The sequence below is a fragment of the Stenotrophomonas sp. SMYL8 genome (assembly GCF_036320065.1).
In the GTDB taxonomy this organism is placed as follows: Bacteria; Pseudomonadota; Gammaproteobacteria; order Xanthomonadales; family Xanthomonadaceae; genus Stenotrophomonas; species Stenotrophomonas maltophilia_A.
Genome location: NZ_JAWIRR010000020.1, coordinates 1 through 21,816 on the forward strand (window position 1 = coordinate 1; position 21,816 = coordinate 21,816).

Sequence of the window (21,816 nt, forward strand, 5' to 3'; positions counted from 1 at the left end):
ACTCGTTGAAGCAAAGCATGTCCCGGCGCGGCAACTGCCTGGACAATGCGGCGATGGAGAGCTTCTTTGGAACGCTGAAGTCGGAATTCTTCTACCTGAACAGCTTTGACAGCCTCGAGAGTCTGGAGGCTGGGCTGGTGGAATACATCCAGTACTACAACGAAGAACGCATCAAACTGAAACTGAAAGGTCTGAGCCCGATAAAGTACCGGGAGCAGGCCCAATCGGCCGCCTGACCCCGTCCAAGTCTCGGGGGTCACTTCATGGACGGGTTTACGGCGTGTCCTGCCAACCCACACCGCCCCGCCATCCCACAGATTGCCCGCTGTTGCTGTTGCTTTGGCTTTGGCTGTTGCCTCTGCGGGTGCCGGGTGCAACCCGGCCGAACCCCTTCCCTCAGGGCCAGGCAGGTGGTGCGGCCGCCCAGGCCTGCTGCACCTCGGCCAGCGACGCGCGCTCATCCTCACGCCACTGCGGCAGCAGCTGCCCATAGTTGGCCGTGGTACTCCACTGCGTCGGCTCGGTGCGTACCGCAGCCGCATACCACTGCACCGCCTCCTGCTTCTGCCCCATCCGCCACAATGCCAACGCATAGGTCGGTGGCACCCAGGTGGGCTTCGTACGGGCGTTGCTGGCCGATACCAGCCACTGTTCCAGCGCCGCCTCCGGCTTGCCCTGGCGCAGCAGGTCCCAACCGTAGTTCCAGCGCACGCTGCGGCCGCTGCTGCTCTGTGCCGGCGCCTCTTTCATCGCCTCGCCATACAGCTGCTCGGCCAGCTCGCCACGGCCCTGCGCGCCGGCCACCGATGCCAGCTGCACCGTCGCTTCCACCGCGCGGCGGCCGCGCTCACGCAGCTTGACCAGCTGGGCCACCAGCTCATCGCCCTCGCCCTGCACCGCCACCATCGGCGTTGCCGCCAGGTCGTTGTCGAAGTAGAACTCCTGTGGTGCCGGCACAGCCGGCGCGGCCCACGCAGTGGCCACTCCCGAGGCCAGCAGCACGCTGGCCAGGATCTTTCCTGGAACTGACATCCCTTCTCCCCAGGCCGCAACTGCAGCCTCCCTCTCTCTCCCCGATCCTAACCCCAGCACCGCCGCGGGCGCGAGTGCCGGGGCCTCGCGGCCCCGCTGCTACAATTCGCGCCTTTCCCGCCGCGTGCCTGCACGCGGCCGGTGCCAGCCGATCCTACCGGGCCAGCCATGACCAGTACCGCGCAACTCACTTCGCCCTCGTCCGCCGACCTGCTCGACCGTGATTACACGCTCGACCACAAGTACACCCGCAGCGAGGGGCGGATCTACCTGAGTGGCGTGCAGGCGCTGGTGCGGCTGCCGCTGATGCAGCGGCTGCGCGACGCCGCCGAAGGCATCGACAGCGCCGGCTTTGTCAGCGGCTACCGTGGCAGCCCGCTGGGTGGCTTCGACCTGGAGCTGTGGCGCGCGCGCAAGCACCTTGAAGCAGCCAAGGTGAAGTTCACCCCGGGCCTGAACGAGGACCTGGGCGCCACCATGGTGTGGGGCACGCAGCAGACCAACCTGTTCCCCGGCGCCAACGTGCAGGGCGTGTTCGGCATGTGGTACGGCAAGGGCCCGGGCGTGGACCGCTGCGGCGACGTGTTCAAGCACGCCAATGCCGCCGGCACCTCGCGCCATGGCGGCGTGCTGGCGCTGGCTGCCGACGACCATGCCTGCCGCAGCTCGACGCTGCCGCACGGCAGCGAGGACGAGTTCGTCAGCGCGATGATGCCGGTGCTGAACCCGGCCGGCGTGCAGGACATCCTCGACATGGGCCTGCTGGGCTGGGCGATGAGCCGCTATACCGGCCGCTGGGTCGGCTTCAAGACGATTGCCGAGACGGTGGAATCGTCGGCCTCGGTCGAGGTCGATCCGATGGCGCGCCGCATCGTGCTGCCGGAAGACTTCGAAATGCCCTCGGGCGGCCTCAACATCCGCTGGCCGGACCCGCCGCTGGACCAGGAAATGCGCCTGCACCGCTATGCGGTGAAGGCCGCACAGGCATTCGCCCGCGCCAACGGCATCGACAAGGTGGTGATGGACGCGCCGCGCGCGCGGCTGGGCATCGTCACCACCGGCAAGAGCTACCTGGACGTGTTGCAGGCGCTGGAATACCTGGGCCTGGATGAAGCGGCCTGTGCCGACATCGGTATCCGCGTGTACAAGGTCGGCATGACCTGGCCGCTGGAGCCGCAGGGCATCGCGCGCTTCGCGCAGGGCCTGGAAGACATCATCGTGGTGGAGGAGAAGCGTGCCTTCATCGAGCGCCAGATGAAGGAACAGTTCTTCAACTGGCCGGCCAGCTGGGGCCAGCGCCCGTCGATCGTCGGCAAGTACGACGAGAGCGGTGAGTGGATCCTGCCGTCCACCGGCGAACTGACCCCGGCCACCATTGCCGGCGTGATCGGCCGCCGCATCCAGAAGTTCTTCAACAACGAATCGATCGAGCAGCGCCTGCAGTGGATGCAGGAAAAGGAAGCCGAGCTTGCGCTGCCGCGCGCCAGCTTCCCGCGCGTGCCGCACTACTGCTCCGGCTGCCCGCACAACACCTCCACCAAGGTGCCGGAAGGCTCGCGTGCGCTGGCCGGCATCGGTTGCCATTACATGGTGACCTGGATGGACCGCAGCACCGACACCTTCACCCACATGGGCGGCGAAGGCGTGACCTGGGCCGGGCAGGCGCCGTTCACCGACACCCCGCACGTGTTCCAGAACCTCGGCGACGGCACCTACTTCCACAGCGGTTCGCTGGCGATCCGCCAGGCGGTCGCCGCCGGCGTCAACATCACCTACAAGATCCTCTACAACGACGCGGTGGCGATGACCGGCGGCCAGCCGGTGGACGGCCCGCTGAGCGTGCCGGACATCGCCAGGCAGATGCGCGCCGAAGGCATCCACACCATCGTGGTGCTGTCGGACAACATCGGCAAGTGGACCGGCCAGCGCGAGCACTTCCCCAGCGACGTCGAGTTCCACGACCGCAGCGAGCTGGATGAGGTGCAGAAGCGCCTGCGCGAGGTGAAGGGTGTTTCGATCCTGATCTACGAACAGACCTGCGCCACCGAGAAGCGCCGCCGCCGCAAGCGCGGCAAGCTGGAAGATCCGCAGAAGCGCGTGCTGATCAATTCGCTGGTCTGCGAAGGCTGTGGCGACTGCGGCAAGAAGAGCTTCTGCGTGTCGGTACTGCCGAAGGAAACCGAGTTCGGGCGCAAGCGCGAGATCGATCAGTCCAACTGCAACAAGGACTATTCCTGCGTGAACGGTTTCTGCCCGAGCTTCGTCACCGTGCACGGTGGCCAGCCGCGCAAGGGCAGCAAGCGCGATGCTTCCACCCTGCTGGACAACCTGCCGGCACCGGCCATCCGCGGCACCCTCGAACAGCCCTGGAACATCCTGATCACCGGCGTCGGCGGTACCGGCGTGGTGACCATCGGCGCGCTGCTGGGCATGGCCGGCCACCTGGAAGGCAAGGGTGCGACCGTGCTCGACCAGACCGGCCTGGCACAGAAGGGCGGCGCGGTGACCACGCACATCCGCATCGCCCGTCGTCCCGAAGACATCCACGCCGTGCGCATCGCCGCCGGTGAGGCTGACCTGGTGGTGGGCTGCGACATGGTGGTGGTCAACGACTACTGGGCCCTGTCGAAGGTGCGTGCCGGCCGTTCGCAGGTGGTGCTGAACACCTACGAAGCGATGCCCGGTACCTTCACCACCCGCCCAGACATGCAGTTCCCCGCCGCCGACATCGTGGCCGGTGTGCGCGTGGCGCTGGGCGGCCAGGAGCCGTTGCTGCTGGATGCCACCCAGCTGGCCACCGCGCTGCTGGGCGATGCGATCGCCGCCAACCTGTTCATCCTCGGCTATGCCTGGCAGCAGGGCCTGGTGCCGCTGTCGTTCGAGTCGCTGATGCGCGCCATCGAGCTCAACGGTGCGGCCGTGGCGATGAACCAGCAGGCCTTCGCCTGGGGCCGCCTGGCCGTGGTCGACCCGCAGGCCGTGCAGCAGGCCGCCGGCCTGGTGCGCAACCGCCACACCGATACCGAATCCACTCCGGGCCCGCTGCACCCGCTGCCGCCGGGCGAGTGGGAGGGCAACGAATGGGGTGCCACCGCCGCACCGCGCAACACCGGCGACGAACGCGAACTGCGTGGCCTGCCCTCGCACGGTGGCGACGTGGCGTTCCTGCCGCTGGACGACGCCCGCCTGTCGCGCTCGCTGGATGAAATGATCGAGCGCCGCGCCGCGTTCCTGGTCGAGTACCAGGACGCTGCCTACGCCAACCGCTACCGCAGCCTGGTCGAGCGCGTGCGCGCCGCCGAAGCCGACCGCATCGGCGGTTCCACCGCGCTGACCGAGACCGTAGCCCGTTACCTGTTCAAGCTGATGGCCTACAAGGACGAGTACGAAGTGGCCCGCCTGTATACCAGCGGCGACTTCCAGCGCCGCCTGCAGCAGCAGTTCGAGGGCGATTACCAGCTGCGCTTCCACCTGGCACCGCCGCTGTTCGCCAAGAAGGACGAGCAGGGCCGGTTGCTGAAGAAGGAATACGGCCCGTGGATGTTCAAGGCCTTCGGCCTGCTGGCCAGGCTGAAGTTCCTGCGTGGTGGCCGCTTCGACATGTTCGGACGCACCGAGGAACGCCGCATGGAGCGCAAGCTGATCGGCGATTACGAAGCCACCGTGCAGCTGCTGCTGGACGGACTGGATGACGACCGCCTGGCGCTGGCGGTGGAGATCGCCAGCGTGCCCGAGCACATCCGCGGCTTCGGCCACGTCAAGGAAGCGCATTTCGAGCAGGCCAAGGCGCGCGAAGCCGCCCTGCTGGCGCAGTGGCGGAACCCGAAGGCGCTGCATATCGTGCAGGTGGCTTGAGCACCGCTGACGGCACGAAAGCAACCTATTGATTGCATATTGAGATAGCAATCGATAGGTTGCCTCCAGCGAAGGAAAGAGATAGGTTGCTTGTCGTAATGCAACCTATCCTTTGCGTACACGTTCGCGTACGGTCACTTTCTAGGGGACTGCCGATATGGACAGGCCGCTGCACACGGTGAGGACACCTCAACAACTGGCACCGCTGATGCGTGCGTTCAGGCGCCAGGCGGGCCTGAGCCAGGCGCAGTTGGCGGCACAGCTCGGCATAAGCCGCCAGGCAGTAGGCGCATTGGAGCGCGACCCGGCATCGGCAAGCTTCGAACGGCTGATGCGGGTCTGGGCAGTGCTGGGTCTGGAAGTCAGATTGCAGCAGCGAAGCCCCCCGGAGACAACGTCAACGTTGGAGTGGTGAGCCATGGGTACGCTGCGGGTCTGGATGAATGGTGTCGAGGTCGCGCTCTGGGATGATGTCCGGAGCGGATCTTCCCGGCTTTCGTACGTCGACTCGTGGATCAGCTCCGCCCAGTCCCGGCCGTTGTCACTCTCACTGCCCCTGCTCCCGGAGGGTGAGAGCCATCGGGGCGATGTCGTCAACAACTACTTCGACAACCTTCTTCCCGACAACGCCGTCATCCGCAACCGGATCCGCGACAGGTTCTCCACGCGCAGCAGCGACACATTCGATCTTCTCGAAGCCATTGGCCGGGATTGCGTCGGCGCAGTACAACTGCTGCCGCTTTCGCATACACCGGGGGACATCCAGCAGATTACGTGCGAAGCGTTGGACGAATCAGGCGTCGCTGCGATCCTGCGTCAGGTGACGGCAGGGAATCGACCTGGCGCACCCACCAGTGATGATGCGTTCCGCATATCCATCGCCGGTGCGCAGGAGAAGACGGGACTTCTGCTGCATGCTGGCCAGTGGTGCATTCCCACCGGCAGTACCCCATCCACCCATATCTTCAAGCTGCCGCTTGGCATTGTGGGCAACATGCGGGCGGACATGCACCAATCCGTCGAGAACGAATGGCTGTGCATGCAACTGCTTTCCGCCTTTGGAATCCCCGTTGCGAATACGCAGATGGGACGCTTCAAGGACGAACGCGCGCTTATTGTGGAGCGATTCGACCGCCGCCTTTCTGCGGATCGCCGGTGGTGGCTGCGGCTGCCCCAGGAAGACATGTGCCAGGTCTTCGGTCTGCCCGCTGCCAGGAAGTATGAATCCGATGGCGGCCCAGGCATCGTGACCATCATGGATCTGCTTCGACAATCCGAGCATTTCGAGGATCGGGCGACCTTCTTCAAGACGCAGATTCTTTTCTGGATGTTGGCTGCAACCGATGGACATGCCAAGAACTTCAGTGTTTACCTCGAAGCCGGTGGACGCTTCCGCCTGACACCCGTCTACGACGTATTGTCGGTGCATCCCATCCTGGGTAGGGGGCCAAACCAGCTCGACCCGCGGAATGCACAGCTCGCGATGTCCGTCCAGGGCAAGAACCGCCACCGGAAGCTGCACCTTGTGCGACGACGCCATTGGAACGAAACCGCACGCGCCTGTGGTGTCGCTGATGGTGCGGAGCCGTGGATCGAAGCGCTGATCGCAGCCGTCGAACCCGCCATCGAGCAGGTCACGCGTCAGCTCCCAAGTGATTTCCCCGTAAACGTGTCCGAACCCATTTTCAACGGGCTGCGCGCTGCGGCAGCACGCCTTTCCAGCATGTCGCCGGACGCCTGATCACCCCAGCCGCCACAGCAGCAACCGGTTGTTGGCCGGCATCGCCACATCACCCAGGCGGGTGAAGCCGTTGTCCGCCGCCAGCGCCTGCACCGCTTCCACATCGCGGATGCCGCTGCGTGGATCACGCGCCTTCAGCCAGGCATCGAACTGCGCGTTGCTGTCGCTGGTGTAGCGACCGCCGTAGTTGAACGGGCCGTACACCGCCAGCAGCGCACCATGCCGCAGCACCGACGGCAGCGCGGCGAACAGCGCCTGCACATGCTCCCAGCCCATGATGTGCAACGTGTTGGCACTGAATGCGGCATCGAACGTGCTGCCCTCGGGCAACGACAGGCCCGGCGCCGGGGGGAGTTCCACCTGCAGTGCCACCGGCGGCAGCAGATTCAGCAACGCGGCCTCCGCACGCCAGGCCTCGATGCCGGGCAGATGGTCCGGATGATCGCTGGGCTGCCAGCGCAGCCAGGGCCAGCGCTCGGCGAAGAACGCCGCGTGCTGGCCGGTGCCACTGCCGATCTCCAGCAGCCGATGGCGGTCGCCCATCCACGGGTCGAGTGCGGTGGCGATGGGTTCGCGGTTGCGCTCGCAGGCTTCTGAATACGGCTTGCTCGACATCAGGGACGGTGTCCAGGCGGGGTCGGCCCCATTGTGCACGAGGGGGTGTCTGCAGGGCTTGCAGCCCTGCACCCGCACGAGCCGGAGCAACAGCAACAGCCAAAGCAACTGCAACAGCGGGCTTCCTGGGGGATGGCGGGGTGGGTCCGGTTGCGGGGGACGCCGTGAATCCCCCTCCGGGGTCCGGCCCAGCCGCTGGCGGCTGTGCGTTCGGGCGCTTGCGAAGCGGTGCTTCGCAAGCAAAGCGCCCTCACCCATGGAGGCTCGGTCGCGCCATCCATGGCGCTCACGCCCCCGCAACCGGACCCACCCCGCCTTCGACAGTTTTCTGCCGTCTGCCGGAACGGCTCTTGGGGTCAGATCCGTTTTCCGCAGGAGAACGGCTCTGACCCCGGATACATTTCGATATCTGACAGACGTGTCGACCAAGGTCGACACCTACCAACAGCCGAGTGAACCTGTCGAAGGTGGGGCGGTGTCGGATTGCGGGGTGTCAGCCGCATGGGCCCGAGGCATGCCTCGGGCGGGTTGGGCAGGACACCCAACCCCGGTCTTGCCGTGTGCGCAGGACTGCGCACACGAGCAAGCGGCTGCCAAGCCTACAGGGACGTACTTGCGGCGTCCCCGCAGTCCGACACCGCCCCACCAACCCACGGAATGCCGCTCTGGCTTTGGCCGTTGCCGTTGCCGTTGCATTGAGCAGGTGCAGGGCTGCAAGCCCTGCCGAAACCCACCCAACCATGACTGCAGTCACTTGCCCGGACGCGCCGCGCTGGCGAAAGTCGAGGAGTTGACGTGATCGGTCCGGCCCGTTGCCAACCGCACGCAAGCGAGAGAGAGAAACGCTGTGCAACGACGTGAGTTCCTGGCTTTTTCCGGTCTGGGCCTGGCGGGCCTGCTGCTGCCGCATTCCCGTGCCATCGCCGCCGAGCAGCTGCTCGCCCCGGTCGATACCGCCCAGCGCAGACGCCTGGCGGACGTTGCGCTCGCCGCCGCACGCACCGCCAAGGCCAGCTACTGCGACGTGCGCATCGGCCGCTATCTCAACCAGTCGGTCATCACCCGCGAGCACCAGGTCGGCAATGTGACCAACCGCGAATCGTCCGGTGTCGGCGTGCGGGTGATCGTCAACGGCGCCTGGGGCTTTGCCGCTACCCACCAGCAGACCGAGGCTGCCGTGCGCGCGGCGGTCGAGCAGGCTGCGGCCATCGCCCGTGCCAACGCCAGCATCCAGACCCGGCCGGTGCAGCTGGCGCCGACGCCCTCGGTCGGTGAGGTGCGCTGGCAGACCCCAGTGCGCAGGAACGCGATGGCGGTGCCGATCCAGGACAAGGTCGAGCTGCTGCTGGCGCTCAACGCCGCCGCGCTGAATGCGGGCGCCGACTACATCAATTCCACCCTGTTCCTGGTCAATGAACAGAAGTACTTCGCCTCCAGCGACGGCTCGTTCATCGACCAGGACATCCATCGCATCTGGCTGCCTTTCACTGCCACCGCCATCGACAAGGCCAGCGGCAGGTTCCGCACTCGTGCCGGCCTGTCCTCGCCGATGGGCATGGGCTACGAGTTCCTCGATGGCGATGCGCGCGGCAAGGTGCAGCTGCCCGGTGGCATCACCGCCTACCGCGATTCCTACGACCCGGTCGAGGACGCCATCGCCGCCGCCCGCCACGCGCGCGAGAAACTGAAGGCGCCATCGGTGAAGCCGGGCAAGTACGACCTGGTGCTGGACCCGTCCAACCTGTTCCTGACCATCCACGAGAACGTTGGCCACCCGCTGGAGCTGGACCGCGTGCTCGGCTACGAAGCCAACTACGCCGGCACCAGCTTCGCCACGCTGGACAAGCGCGATGCCGGTTTCCGCTGGGGCAGCGACATCGTCACCTTCTTCGCCGACAAGACCCAACCGGGCAGCCTCGGTGCGGTCGGCTACGACGATGAAGGCGTGAAGACCCAGCGCTGGGACCTGGTGCGCGACGGCATCCTGGTCGATTACCAGGCCACCCGCGATGAGGCCCACATCCTCGGCCGCGATGCCTCGCATGGCTGCAGTTACGCCGATTCCTGGTCCAGCGTGCAGTTCCAGCGCATGGCCAATGTCTCGCTGGCGCCGGGCAAAAAGCCGCTCAGCGTCGAAGACATGATCAAGGACGTGGAGAACGGCATCTACATCCACGGCCGTGGGTCGTATTCGATCGACCAGCAGCGCTACAACGCGCAGTTCGGCGGCCAGCTGTACTACCAGATCAAGGACGGAAAGATCGCCGGCATGGTCGAGGATGCGGCCTACCAGATCCGTACGCCGGAATTCTGGAATGCCTGCACTGCGATCTGCGACGAGCGTGACTTCCGCCTGGGCGGTTCGTTCTTCGACGGCAAGGGCCAGCCCGGCCAGGTCTCGGCGGTCTCGCACGGTTCGTCCACCACCCGCTTCAACGGCATCAACATCATCAGCACCGCGCGCAGTCTCGGCGCTTGAGCCACCCATCCTTCGACATGGAGAGCAGCCTTGCAAAGACGTGACTTCCTGGCCCTGACCGGGCTTACCGCGGGCGGGCTGATCGTGCCTTCCTTCTTCGGCAAGGCGATTGCCGCCGAACAACTGCAGAGCACGCTGGACCTGGGGCTGAAGAAGCGCCTGGCCGATGCGGCGCTGGCCGCTGCCCGCCAGGCCGGTGCCACCTACTGCGACGTGCGCATCGGCCGCTACCTGCGGCAGTTCGTGATCACCCGCGAGGACAAGGTGCAGAACGTGGTGAACACCGAGTCCACCGGCGTGGGCATCCGCGTGATCGTCAACGGTGCGTGGGGCTTCGCCGCCACCAATGCGCTGGGTACGGCCGATGTAGCCAAGGCCGCGCAGCAGGCCGCAGCAATCGCCAAGGCCAATGCCGGCGTGCAGACCGCACCGGTACAGCTGGCCAAGGCGCCGGGCGTGGGTGAGGTGAGCTGGCGCACGCCTATCCGCAAGAATGCGATGGAAGTGCCGATCAAGGACAAGGTCGGCCTGCTGCTGGACGTCAACGCTGCGGCGATGGGCGCCGGCGCCAGCTTCGTCAATTCGATGCTGTTCCTGGTCAACGAGCAGAAGTACTTCGCCTCCACCGATGGTTCCTATATCGACCAGGACGTGCACCGCATCTGGGCACCGATGACGATTACCGCCATCGACAAGTCCAGCGGCAAGTTCCGTACCCGCGAAGGCCTGTCCTCGCCGATGGGCCTGGGCTACGAGTATCTGGACGGCGCGGCTGCCGGCAAGGTGGTCAGCCCGAATGGCGTGGTCAACTACAGCTCTTCCTACAACATGAAGGAAGATGCCATCGCCGCCGCCAAGCAGGCGCAGGAGAAGCTGAAGGCCCCGTCGGTGAAGCCGGGCAAGTACGATCTGGTGCTCGACCCGTCGCACACCTGGCTGACCATCCATGAGTCGATCGGCCACCCGCTGGAGCTGGACCGCGTGCTCGGCTACGAAGCCAACTACGCCGGCACCAGCTTCGCCACCCTGGACAAGCGCGAACAGCATTTCCAGTACGGCAGCGAACTGGTCAACATCTTCGCCGACAAGACCCAGCCGGGCAGCCTCGGTGCGGTGGCGTACGACGATGAAGGCGTGAAGTGCAAGCGCTGGGACCTGATCAGCAACGGCAAACTGGTGGATTACCAGACCATCCGCGACCAGGCCCACATCCTCGGCAAGACCGAGTCCGACGGCTGCTGCTACGCCGACTCGTGGTCCAGCGTGCAGTTCCAGCGCATGGCCAACGTGTCGATGGCACCGGGCAAGAAGCCGCTGAGCGTGCCGGACCTGATCAAGGACGTGGAGAACGGCATCTACATCATCGGTGATGGTTCGTTCTCGATCGACCAGCAGCGCTACAACGCGCAGTTCGGCGGCCAGCTGTTCTACGAGATCAAGAACGGCCAGATCACCCGCATGCTGGAAGACGTGGCCTACCAGATCCGCACGCCGGAGTTCTGGAATGCCTGCACCGCCGTGGCCGACGAGCGCGACTACCGCCTGGGCGGTTCGTTCTTCGACGGCAAGGGCCAGCCGGGCCAGGTCTCGGCGGTCTCGCACGGTTCGTCGACCGCGCGCTTCAACGGCATCAACGTCATCAACACCGCACGCAGCCTCGGCTGACCGGTCAGGAGCCCTTACACCATGAGTATCTTCACCGAAGCCCAGGCCAAGGCCATCCTCGACAAGGTCATCGCCCTGTCCAAGGCCGACGAATGCACCGCCGTGCTGGCCGGCGCGATCAGCGGCAACATCCGTTTCGCGCTGAACAACGTCTCCACCAGCGGCATCGTCGACAACACCGAGCTGGCGGTCACCGTCGCCTTCGGCAAGCGCGTGGGTACCGCCTCGATCAACGAGTTCGACGATGCCGCGCTGGAACGCGTGGTACGCCGCGCCGAAGACCTGGCGCGCCTGGCGCCGGAGAACCCGGAGTTCATGCCGGCCATCGGCAAGCAGAGCTATCGCGCCAGCCCGACCTTCAGCGAATCCACTGCAGCGATCGATCCAGCCTTCCGCGCCAAGGTCGCCGCCGATTCGATCGCCCCGTGCCGTGGCCACGGCCTGATCGCCGCCGGCTTCCTCGAGGACGGCCAGGGCTTCCAGGCCACCGCCAACAGCAACGGCAACTTCGCCTACCAGCGCACCACCAACTTCGATTACACCTGCACCGTGCGTACCGAAGATGGCCGCGGTTCGGGCTGGGTCGGCCGCAACCTGAAGGATGCCGCCGACTTCAAGGCCGACCAGGACATCCGCATCGCCATGCGCAAGGCCACCGAATCGGCCGAAGCCAAGGCGCTGGAGCCGGGCAAGTACACGGTGATCCTGGAACCGGCCGCGGCCGCAGGCCTGATCAGCTTCATGATGAACTTCTTCAGCGCACGCTCGGCCGATGAGGGCCGCAGCTTCCTGTCGAAGAAAGGCGGCGGCAACAAGCTGGGCGAGCAGGTCTACGACCCGCGCGTGACCATGATTGCCGATCCGTGGCATCCGGACGCACCGGTGCTGCCGTGGGACGGCGAAGGCATGCCACGCGAGCGCATGGCGATCATCGAGAACGGCAAGATCGCCAACCTGGACTACTCGCGCTTCTGGGCGCAGAAGCAGGGCAAGACCGCCAAGGCAACGCCGGGCAACCTGCTGATGAGCGGTGGCGACAAGAGCACCGCCGAGCTGGTGCGCGGCACCCAGAAGGGCATCCTGGTCACCCGTACCTGGTACATCCGCATGGTCGATCCGCAGACCGTGCTGCTGACCGGCCTCACCCGCGACGGCACCTTCTACATCGAGAACGGCCAGATCAAGCACCCGGTGAAGAACTTCCGCTTCAACGAATCGCCGGTGATCATGCTCAACAACATCGAAGAGCTGGGCAAGCCGGTGCGCGTGGCCGGTGATGAATCCAGCTACGTGATGATGATCCCGCCGATGAAGCTGCGCGATTTCACCTTCACCTCGCTGTCCGACGCGGTCTGATGGATCGCCGGGCCTGCCTGCGCTGGTTGGCCGCTGCCGCTTCGGCGGCGGCGCTGCCGACCTTGGCGCAGTCAGGCCCGCGCAGTTCGCGCTACGACTTCTGGTTCACCCGCCTGCAGTACGACTCCGGCGACTGGGATGTGGACGCGCGCATGCCGTCCAACCTGATCACCTCGCTGATCGACTACACCTCGCTGCGCGTGGATCCGCAGGAGCATGTGGTGGCGCTGGCCGACCCACGCATGCTGGAAGCGCCGTTCTGCTACCTGGCCGGGCACACGCTGGTGGAGTTCAACGCCGCCGAGCGGCAGAACTTCGTGCGCTATGTGCGCAATGGCGGCTTCGTCTTCGTCGACGACTGCAACCACGATATCGACGGCCTGTTCGCCACCTCGTTCGAGTCGCAGATGGGTCGCCTGTTTGGTCCCAAGGCACTGCAGAAGCTGCCCAACAGCCACCCGCTGTACCGCAGCTTCTTCCGCTTCCCCGATGGCCCGCCCGCCACCAGCTTCGAACTCAACGGCTGGGGCGACGACCTGGTGCACGACTATCTGAAGGGCATCGAGGTCGATGGCCGCCTGGGCCTGCTCTACAGCAACAAGGACTACGGCTGCGAGTGGGACTACGACTGGCGCAACAAGCGCTTCCTGGCCGAAGACAACACCCGCTTCGGCGTCAACATTGTGATGTACGCGTTGAACAATTGATAGGACCTGCACGCCCATGACCACCGCTGACCTCGACTCCCTGCTGCCGCGCCTGCACGATCTGCGCGCTGCGCTCGCACGCGCGGTGGTTGGCCAGAACACCGTGGTCGAACAGCTGCTGATCGGCCTGCTGGCCGGCGGCCACTGCCTGCTGGAAGGCGCCCCGGGGCTGGGCAAGACCCTGCTGGTGCGCTCGCTCGGGCAGGCGCTGGAGCTGCAGTTCCGGCGCGTGCAGTTCACCCCCGACCTGATGCCCAGCGACATCCTCGGTACCGAGTTGCTGGAGGAAGACCACGGCACCGGCCATCGCCATTTCCGCTTCCAGCAGGGCCCGATCTTCACCAACCTGCTGCTGGCCGACGAACTCAACCGTACCCCGCCCAAGACCCAGGCCGCGCTGCTGGAAGCGATGCAGGAGCGTACCGTCAGCTACGCAGGCACCACGTATGCACTGCCTGCACCGTTCTTCGTGCTGGCCACGCAGAACCCGATCGAGCAGGCCGGCACCTACCCGTTGCCGGAAGCACAGCTGGATCGTTTCCTGCTGCACGTGCTGGTGGATTATCCGAGCGAGGACGAAGAGCGGCAGATCCTGGAACAGACCACCGGCGGTGCCACCGACGCGGTGCCGAAGGTGATGGATGCCGAAGCGGTGATCGCGCTGCAGGCCGCAGTACGCCAGGTGCATGTCAGCCCTGATGTGCTGGCCTGGATCACCCGCCTGGTTCGCGCCAGCCGACCAGGCGAAGGCGCACTCGCGGCGATCAACCAGTGGGTGAAGTGGGGTGCGGGCCCGCGCGCCGGGCAGTCGCTGGTGCTGGCGGCGAAAGCACGCGCATTGCTGCAGGGCCGCTTCGCCGCCACCCGTGAGGATGTGCAGGCCTTGGCCGCGCCGGTGATGCGTCATCGCCTGCTGCTGTCGTTCGCCGCCGAGGCCGAGCAGAAGCGTGCCGACGACGTGGTCGCCGCCCTGCTGCAGGCCGTGCCGTTCCCGGGTTGAGCCACGCGTGAACGCAGGTGCCCCGCTGACGTTGCCACCGGAACTGCGTGCGCGCCTGCGCCTGCTGCGGTTGCGGCCGCGCCTGGCGAGCGGCGCAAGCGGCATCGGCCAGCACGCAAGCCGCAGCCGCGGTGCGGGCCTCGAATTCGCCCAGTACCGGGCCTACGAACCGGGCGACGAGCTGCGCCAGATCGACTGGAAGCTGTATGCACGCTCGGACCGCTTCTTCGTGCGCGAATCCGAACGCGAAAGCCCGATCACGGTCTGGCTGCTGCTCGATGCCACCGCCTCGGCCGGCCAGGCCGATCGCGCGGCACCACAGCGCACGCGCCTGGACCACATGCGCGGCGTGGCCGCCTGCGTGGTCGAACTGGCCCTGCAGCAGGGCGACCGTTTCGGCCTGCTGGCGATCAACGGCGATGGACTGCAACTGGTGCCCGCAGCGAACGGCGCACGCCAGCGTGACCGCGTGCATCTGCAACTTCATGCGCTGCAGGCGCGCGGTGGCTGGCCTGCGGCCGATCGCCTGCGCCCGCTGTGGGAGCGCGTGCGTCCGGGCGACCTGCTGCTGGCAGTTGGCGACGGCTTCGACGAAGCCTGCATCGCGCTGCTGGAACAACTGGCCAGCGCGCGCCGCGAAGTGGCCCTGCTGCAGATCCTGACTGCCGACGAACGCGACTTCCCGTTCGATGCCGGCCACCGCTTCCGCGATCCGGAAACCGGCGAGGAACTGCTGGGCGATGGTGCGGCGATCCGCGCCGACTACCTGCAGCGCTTCGCCGACGCACGCAGTGCGCTGCAGTCGCGCCTGCAGGCCAGTGGCATCGCCAGTGCCACCGGCTGGCTCGACCAGCCGCTGGATCAACCACTGCAGGCGCTGTTCGGGCGTGGGGGCGGTGCATGATCCTGCTGTTCCCGTTGGGCCTGGCCGCGCTCGCCGCATGGCTGCTGCCGCTGCTGATCCACCTCGCCCGCCGCCATCCGTACACACCGCTGGATTTCGCCGCGCTGCGCTGGCTGCGCGCACAGATCCGGCCACGCCAGCGCATCCGCTTCGATGACTGGCCATTGCTGCTGGTGCGCCTGCTGTTGCTGGCCGCGCTGGCCTTGTTGCTGGCACGGCCTGCGTTGACCGGCCCCGTGCCGGCCTCCAGTGCATGGACGGTGGTGGCCCCGGGGCTGGATGCCGCCGCACTGCGCGGTACCGCTGCGGATCGCAACTGGCACTGGCTGGCGCCCGGCTTCCCGGCCATTGATCAGGCACCACCTGCAACCAGCGCATCCCTGCCCAGCCTGCTGCGCGAACTGGACGCGCAGCTGCCCGTTGGCACCGCATTGACCGTGCACGTTCCCGATCCCCTGCCCGGCCTGGATGGCGCCCGCCTGCAGCTGTCGCGTGAGGTGCAATGGCACACGCAGCCGATGCCGGTCACTGCGCAACCGCGTGCCGCAACGTCGCCGCGCCTGCGCGTGCACAGCGATGCTTCGGCCGCTGCCCAGCACTGGTTGAATGCACTGCAGCGCGCATGGGGCGTGCAGGCGCCGCTCGCTCCTCTGGTGGCGGATGCCCTGCCCGAACGCGGCGAGATCGGCGTATGGAGCCGCAACGACGCACTGCCGGCGAACTGGCAGGCGTGGCTGCGCGACGGCGGCAGTGTGCTGATCGCCGCCAAGCCCGCCACGGAAGCCCAGGTCCTGCTGCGCAGCGCCGAAGGCGTGCCGCTGTTGTGGCAGCAACGTGTCGGCCTTGGCCGCCTGCTGTCACTACCGGGTGATTGGGATGCCGCCAGCAACACCGCGCTGCGTGATCCACAGCTGCCGCGTTCCCTGCTGCTGGCCCTGCAGCCGCCGCCGTCGCCACGCGTGGGCGATGCACAGGACCAGGCGCCGCGCCAGATTGCACTGCCCGCCGCAGCATCGCCGGTGCGTGAGCCCACGGCATGGCTTCTGCTGGCAATCGTGCTGCTGTTCGCACTGGAACGCTGGATGGCCAGCAGCGCGCGGCGCAGGGCGATCGCATGAAGACGCTGCAGCATGCCTGGCAACGTGCGCGTCGTCGCCGCGCCGCCATCACCCTGCTGCTGGGCCTGCCGTGGGCGCTGGCTGCGACGGCGCTCGCACTGCGGCTGTCCGGTTTCGATATCGCCTGCGTGGTCGCCACGGTCAGCCTGCTCGCCTGCGCGGCCTTCGCCACTGCACGTGCCCGCCAGCTGGACCGCCAGTGGCTGCAGCGCCAACTCGATGGCAGTGGTGCCAGCGAGGACAGTGCCGATCTGCTGTTCGCCGACGCCACCACGCTCAATCCGCTGCAGCAGCGCCAGCGTGTGCATGTGCTGGCCACGCTTGAACGCGCTATGCCGGAGCTGCGTCCGCGTTGGCCGCACCTGGCGGTGATGCTGTGCTGGATCGGTGGCTTGGCCGTTGCCCTGCTCGCGTTCGGCTGGCCGCGTTCGAACCCAGACCCGGCAGCCGTTCATTCCGCCACGACGACCGGCAGCACGGCGTCCGCAGGCCCGCTGCAACTGCAGTCCAGTCGCCTGCGCATCGACGCACCGGCTTACACCGGGCAAGCCACGCTGACGCAGAGCACGCTGGATGCCAAGGTCGCCGCCGACAGCCAGCTGTCGTGGTCGTTGCGCTTCGACCGCGCACCGGCCAAGGCATGGCTGCAGTTCCACGATGGTCGCCGGTTGCCACTGAGCGAGCACGATGGACAGTGGCAGGCGCAGGATGTGGCACGCACGCCGGTGCTGTACCGCGTGGTGAGCGAACCGGCACTGGCAGAGACCCGCCTGTATCGGCTGGATGTAGTGGCCGACCGCGCGCCCAGCGTGCGCGTGCTGGAGCCCGCCGCCAGCCTGGTGCTGGGCACGCCCGGGCAACGGCAATGGGCGCTGCGCTTCGAGGCCAGCGACGATTACGGTGTCGCGGCGCAGGCAACACTGTCGATCACCACCACCCAGGGCAGCGGTGAGAACATCACCTTCGCGAAGCGCAGCGTCACGCTTGCCGGCAGCGGCGAAGCCACCGCGCGGCGTTTCGCCCATACCCTTGATCTTGCTGCGCTGGGCGCACAGCCCGGCAACGATGTCATCGCCCAGCTGGAAGTGCGCGACAACCATGCGCCCACGCCGCAGACCGGACGCAGCAGCAGCGTGATCCTGCGCCTGCCCAGCGCCGAAGTCGCACTCGGTGCAGAGCTGGAAGGCCGCATCAAGAAGACCCTGCCGGCCTACTTCCGCAGCCAGCGACAGATCATCATTGATGCCGAAGCGCTGATCCGGCAGCGCCGCACTCTCGCCGCCGAGGACTTCGTGAAGCGCAGCGATGCGATCGGCGTCGACCAGCGCATCCTGCGCCTGCGCTACGGCCAGTTCCTGGGTGAGGAAAGCGAAGGTGCGCCGAAGCCACCGCCGACCAGCGACCTGCCCACCAGCGATACGCCCGCCGCAGACGACCACGATCACGACGACGATCACGACCATGGCGCCGAGGCCGGAGCGCACGATGAGCATGGCCACGATCACGGCGGCAAGGCGTCCAATGCCGATACGCCACCGGTGTTCGGCAGCGCCACCGACGTGCTCTCGGAATACGGACACACCCATGACCACGCCGAGGCGGCCACTCTGCTCGATCCGCAGACCCGTGCCACGCTGAAGGCGGCGCTTGACCAGATGTGGTCGGCCGAAGGCGAGCTGCGCCAGGGCCGCCCGGAGCAGGCGCTTCCGTTTGCCTACAAGGCATTGGGCTTCATCAAGCAGGTGCAGCAGGCCGAGCGCATCTATCTGGCCCGTGTCGGACCGGAGCTGCCACCGATCGATGAAGGCCGCCGCCTCGGCGGTGACCGTGCCGGGCTGGCCAGTCGTGAACTGCCGCTGGCCGCCCGCACCCCGCCCGATCCGGCCATCGTCGAAGCCTGGCAGCGTCTCGGCGACGACACCGGCGCGCCGGATCTGGATGCGCTCGCGACTTGGCAGCAGCGCAACGCGGCCTACCTGCCCGATGCACTCGATCTGGCTGCGGCCATCGAGCAGCTGCGCATCGAGCCCGGTTGCCAAGACTGTCGCCAGCGCCTGCGCGCACAGTTGTGGCGGGCGCTGCAGCGTCCGCTGCCGCAGGCGATGCGGCGCAGTGCCGCCGATGCGATGGGCCAGCGGTACCTTGATGCGCTGGAGGCGCAGCCATGAACGCCTCCGCTGTGAACCTGTGGATTGCACTGGCACTCGCCCTGATCGTGGTCATCGCCAGCGTGCGCCAGCTGCGTGGAAACACCGCGCACCCTGGCCGCCGGTGGATCGTGATCGCACTGCAGATCATCGTCGCCGCGCTGCTGTATTTCTGCCTGGTACCGCCCACCCGCCAGCAACCCGCAGGCGGGCTGGTCGTGCTCGGAACCGATGCCGGCAAGGCCGGCGCGCTCCCAGCCAGCGAAGGCCCGCTGTTGCTGTTGCCGGAAGCTGCCGATATACCCGGCGCACAGCGCGTTCCCGACCTGGCCACCGCGCTGCGCCAGCATCCGGCGTCCACACTGACACTGGTCGGTGCGGGCCTGGCCGCACGTGACCGTGACGCGCTGCTGCCACCGGATGTACGTTGGCAGGCCGCACCGGAGCCGCGCGGCTGGATCGCACTGCAACCACCGGCCGATGTCGCTCCCGGTGCTCGTTTTGACGTCCAGGCACAGGCGCGTGGCGCGGCCAAAGCGAAAGCAGAGCTGCTTGACCCCGCCGACAGCGTGGTTGATCGCATGGACGTTGCCGAGGACGGGCGCGTGAAGCTCAGCGGCATCGCCCGCGCCGAAGGCCGCAGCGTGTTCCAGCTGCGCCTGCTCGATGCCGACGGCCATGTGGTGGACAGCGTACCGGTGCCGCAGCAGACCCTGCCGGCCGCACCGCTGCGCCTGCTGGTGCGCGCCAGTGCGCCGGGTCCAGAGCTGAAGTACCTGCGGCGTTGGGCGGCCGATGCCGGCATCCGCGTGCAGGTGCAGGCCGATACCGGGGCGGGTGTCAGCGTGGGAGATGGCGCGGTCGCGCTGGATGCGGCGTCACTCGCGCGCAGCGATCTGCTGTTGCTGGACGAGCGCAGCCTGGCCGCATTGAGTGCCGGCCAGCTGGCTGCCGTGCGGCAAGCGTTGCGCGAGGGACTGGGCGTGCTGGTACGCAGTGCGGGCGCACCTTCGGCCAGCGCGCGCCAGCGCCTCCGCGATCTGGGCCTGCCGGTGCAAGGCGATGGCAGCAGCCACGCCCTCGAACTTCCCGGCGACGGCGACAGCGCGGTCCTCGCCGCACGGCGTGGCCCGCTCGCCGCGGGTACGCTGCCGACCGGCTACGGCGAAGAGGCTGACCGCAGCTCGCACAATGCTCCCCTGCCTGCGCTGGAAGCACTCGCGCTGCAGGCACCGGGCAGCACCGCCCTGCTGCTGGATGGCACGGGCAAGGCTGTCGGTGGCTGGCGCGCTGCCGGCAAGGGCCGCATCGGCCTGCTGCCGCTGACCGACAGCTGGCGCTGGGTACTGGCCGGGCGCGACGACCGCCACGGCGAACTGTGGAGCGGCGTGGTGGCCACGCTGGCACGTGCACAGGGCAGCGCTGATGCGCTGTGGTCACCGCAACCGATCGGCTGGGCAGGCGAACGACAATCGCTGTGCGGTGTGCAGGCGCCGCTGCAGATCTTCGACAAGCGTGGCGACGATGTACCCCTGATCGTCGATGGCGCGACGTCGGCGCTGCGCTGCGTCGGCTGGTGGCCCCGTGAGGCAGGCTGGCAGCGCCTGCAGCATGGCGGCAGCGTTGTCTGGCGCTATGTGTTCGATCCGAAGGATGCACCGACGCTGCATCGGCAGGCGATGATCGATGCGACCACGCGTGCACTGGCCGCCAGCACGCCGGCAGACGCGTCAGTGATGCAACCCATGGCAGGTCCACGCTGGCCGTGGTGGCTGGCGTTCGTGTTGTGCGCATCGCTGCAGTGGTGGCTGGAACGGCGACGCTGAGCCCATCGATTGGATCGCGGACAGCATCCACGCATGGCGTGGATCTACTGGCCGGTTGCCCTGGTAGATGCCAACCTTGGTTGGCGCCTTTCCGCGGGGTCAACGCGTGCCGGCGCGCCGGTACACGCCGTTGAAGCGCACGTTCATGCCACCGCATTCGCTGTTGTCGGCCACGATCAGCACCTCCCCCAGCGAATGTACGCGCACCTTGCAGGTGTCCTCTACAAACTCGACATCGGCACCACGCGGCGTCGCGCGCGCTTCCACCTGGCCCATGTTCGGCCCGTAGGGGCGCTGCTCCGGCGTGGGGTTGGCGGAGGGCCAGTAGGCGTCACCCTCCACATGCAGCTGCCCGCCCTGCACGGTGATGCGCAGGCCGTTGTCGCCGTCCTTCCAGTGGCCCGCCCAATCCTGCAGCGACGGCACGACCACCGGCAACGCCTGCAGCTTGCTGCGGTCCACCCAGCCAGCACTGCCACCCACCTTGTTCGGGAAGAACGCGCAGCGGTAGCGGCCAAGATCACGCCCGGTCACCACGGTATCGCCATTGACCACATAGCTGCGCTGTCGGCAGGCCGGTTCGCCCTTCGCCGGGCAGCCGTCCATGTCGCCAAGCAGGTACAGACGGGGCGCATCGACCACCCGCGCCAGAGCGAACCGGCTCTGTTCAGAGGGAAACGCGCCATTGCGGCAGGCGCCATCACCGGCGATGCCATCGGCGAAGGCGGACGCCGGCAGCAATGCCGCCAGCAGGCAGATCGAACGCAGGAACATGGCAGCACTAGCGGTTGGGGAGCCGGCAGGATATACCGGCCTACTTCACCGGCGGTGCATCGCCGGCATCCTGCTCCTGGGAGAACCGCAGCGCACGCTGCTGCTGCTCGGCACTGAGCTCCGGCGGTGGCCGCGCCACGGCGGCCTGGATCTGCGCCGGTCCGCCGGTGAGTTTGTTGATCCCCTTGGCCGCCGCCATCACACCCTTGACCACGCCCATCATGATGTAGCCACCGCCCATGCTGACCTGCTCCGGCGACGGCGGTTCGCTCCAGTCGCGACTGAAGCGGTTGTCGCCGAACTTCACCGGGTTCTTGAAACGGTACAGATCCAGCGGCTCGTCTTCGGGCTTGAGCGCACGCACTTCGCCAAGGGTGGTGACGTTGTCCTGCGGCAGGGTGGTGGAGATCGGCGCGGTGGTTGCAGCCAGCGCATCTGCAGGAGGTTCGGGCGCTGGGTTGGGCACCGCTACCGGCGTGGCCTGCTGCGCCTGCGCGATACCGGCCAGCAGCATGCTGGCCAGGACGGCTCCCTGCGTTCCACGTCGTGCCACAGCCATCCACCCTGTTGGTTGCGTCCAGCACCCAAGGATACGGA

At 67.2% G+C, this 21,816-nt stretch carries 17 protein-coding genes; 13 read left to right on the forward strand and 4 right to left on the reverse strand.

Features of this window, described 5'->3' with window-relative positions; genetic code table 11:
* The coding region (locus V3B25_RS15200) for an IS3 family transposase (RefSeq protein WP_329810922.1) at window positions 1-236 on the forward strand (236 nt) is incomplete at its 5' end.
* Between the two features lie 160 nt (window positions 237-396).
* Here the strand turns inward: V3B25_RS15200 and V3B25_RS15205 are convergent.
* Entirely contained in the window at window positions 397-1,032 is a 636-nt protein-coding gene (locus V3B25_RS15205; protein WP_032128715.1) for a hypothetical protein, read from the reverse strand.
* 168 nt (window positions 1,033-1,200) lie between these two features.
* Between V3B25_RS15205 and V3B25_RS15210 the strand changes: the two genes are divergently transcribed.
* From V3B25_RS15210 to V3B25_RS15220, 3 genes are all read left to right on the forward strand, one after another.
* Window positions 1,201-4,887 (forward strand): indolepyruvate ferredoxin oxidoreductase family protein, encoded by a 3,687-nt coding sequence (locus V3B25_RS15210; protein WP_329810923.1) that lies wholly within the window; start codon window positions 1,201-1,203, stop codon window positions 4,885-4,887.
* Between the two features lie 157 nt (window positions 4,888-5,044).
* Window positions 5,045-5,302, forward strand: coding sequence for a helix-turn-helix transcriptional regulator (locus V3B25_RS15215; RefSeq protein WP_004134030.1), 258 nt, complete (start codon window positions 5,045-5,047; stop codon window positions 5,300-5,302).
* Between the two features lie 3 nt (window positions 5,303-5,305).
* Entirely contained in the window at window positions 5,306-6,628 is a 1,323-nt protein-coding gene (locus V3B25_RS15220; RefSeq protein ID WP_329810924.1) for a type II toxin-antitoxin system HipA family toxin, read from the forward strand.
* On the opposite strand, the gene V3B25_RS15225 is transcribed toward V3B25_RS15220, so the two are convergent.
* A complete protein-coding gene (locus V3B25_RS15225; RefSeq protein WP_049462868.1) occupies window positions 6,629-7,243 on the reverse strand; it encodes a DUF938 domain-containing protein in 615 nt (204 codons plus the stop codon). It lies immediately after the preceding gene.
* Between the two features lie 847 nt (window positions 7,244-8,090).
* Between V3B25_RS15225 and V3B25_RS15230 the strand changes: the two genes are divergently transcribed.
* Genes V3B25_RS15230 through V3B25_RS15270 form a run of 9 tightly spaced genes read left to right on the forward strand, consistent with a single transcriptional unit; the run spans window position 8,091 to window position 20,445 of the window.
* Window positions 8,091-9,722, forward strand: coding sequence for a TldD/PmbA family protein (locus V3B25_RS15230; protein WP_329810925.1), 1,632 nt, complete (start codon window positions 8,091-8,093; stop codon window positions 9,720-9,722).
* A gap of 30 nt (window positions 9,723-9,752) precedes the next feature.
* Entirely contained in the window at window positions 9,753-11,387 is a 1,635-nt protein-coding gene (locus V3B25_RS15235) for a TldD/PmbA family protein (RefSeq protein ID WP_032128710.1), read from the forward strand.
* Between the two features lie 21 nt (window positions 11,388-11,408).
* Complete coding sequence (locus V3B25_RS15240; RefSeq protein ID WP_019336350.1) at window positions 11,409-12,743, forward strand: TldD/PmbA family protein; 1,335 nt, start codon at window positions 11,409-11,411, stop codon at window positions 12,741-12,743.
* Window positions 12,743-13,450: a DUF4159 domain-containing protein gene (locus tag V3B25_RS15245; RefSeq protein WP_329810926.1), complete on the forward strand. Its 708-nt coding sequence runs from the start codon at window positions 12,743-12,745 to the stop codon at window positions 13,448-13,450. The genes V3B25_RS15240 and V3B25_RS15245 overlap by 1 nt, the downstream gene beginning before the upstream one ends.
* A gap of 16 nt (window positions 13,451-13,466) precedes the next feature.
* Window positions 13,467-14,450 (forward strand): MoxR family ATPase, encoded by a 984-nt coding sequence (locus V3B25_RS15250; RefSeq protein ID WP_049422406.1) that lies wholly within the window; start codon window positions 13,467-13,469, stop codon window positions 14,448-14,450.
* Window positions 14,451-14,457: 7 nt separating this feature from the next.
* Window positions 14,458-15,354: a DUF58 domain-containing protein gene (locus tag V3B25_RS15255; RefSeq protein ID WP_329810927.1), complete on the forward strand. Its 897-nt coding sequence runs from the start codon at window positions 14,458-14,460 to the stop codon at window positions 15,352-15,354.
* Window positions 15,351-16,472, forward strand: coding sequence for a BatA domain-containing protein (locus V3B25_RS15260; RefSeq protein WP_329810928.1), 1,122 nt, complete (start codon window positions 15,351-15,353; stop codon window positions 16,470-16,472). The genes V3B25_RS15255 and V3B25_RS15260 overlap by 4 nt, the downstream gene beginning before the upstream one ends.
* Entirely contained in the window at window positions 16,469-18,640 is a 2,172-nt protein-coding gene (locus tag V3B25_RS15265; RefSeq protein WP_329810953.1) for a hypothetical protein, read from the forward strand. The genes V3B25_RS15260 and V3B25_RS15265 overlap by 4 nt, the downstream gene beginning before the upstream one ends.
* Window positions 18,637-20,445 (forward strand): hypothetical protein, encoded by a 1,809-nt coding sequence (locus V3B25_RS15270; RefSeq protein WP_329810929.1) that lies wholly within the window; start codon window positions 18,637-18,639, stop codon window positions 20,443-20,445. The genes V3B25_RS15265 and V3B25_RS15270 overlap by 4 nt, the downstream gene beginning before the upstream one ends.
* 99 nt (window positions 20,446-20,544) lie before the next feature.
* Here the strand turns inward: V3B25_RS15270 and V3B25_RS15275 are convergent, their stop codons facing one another.
* Complete coding sequence (locus V3B25_RS15275) at window positions 20,545-21,219, reverse strand: hypothetical protein (protein ID WP_329810930.1); 675 nt, start codon at window positions 21,217-21,219, stop codon at window positions 20,545-20,547.
* Window positions 21,220-21,259: 40 nt separating this feature from the next.
* On the reverse strand, window positions 21,260-21,778 hold the full coding sequence (locus V3B25_RS15280) for a hypothetical protein (protein WP_329810931.1): 519 nt from the start codon (window positions 21,776-21,778) through the stop codon (window positions 21,260-21,262).
* Between the last annotated feature and the right edge of the window lie 38 nt (window positions 21,779-21,816).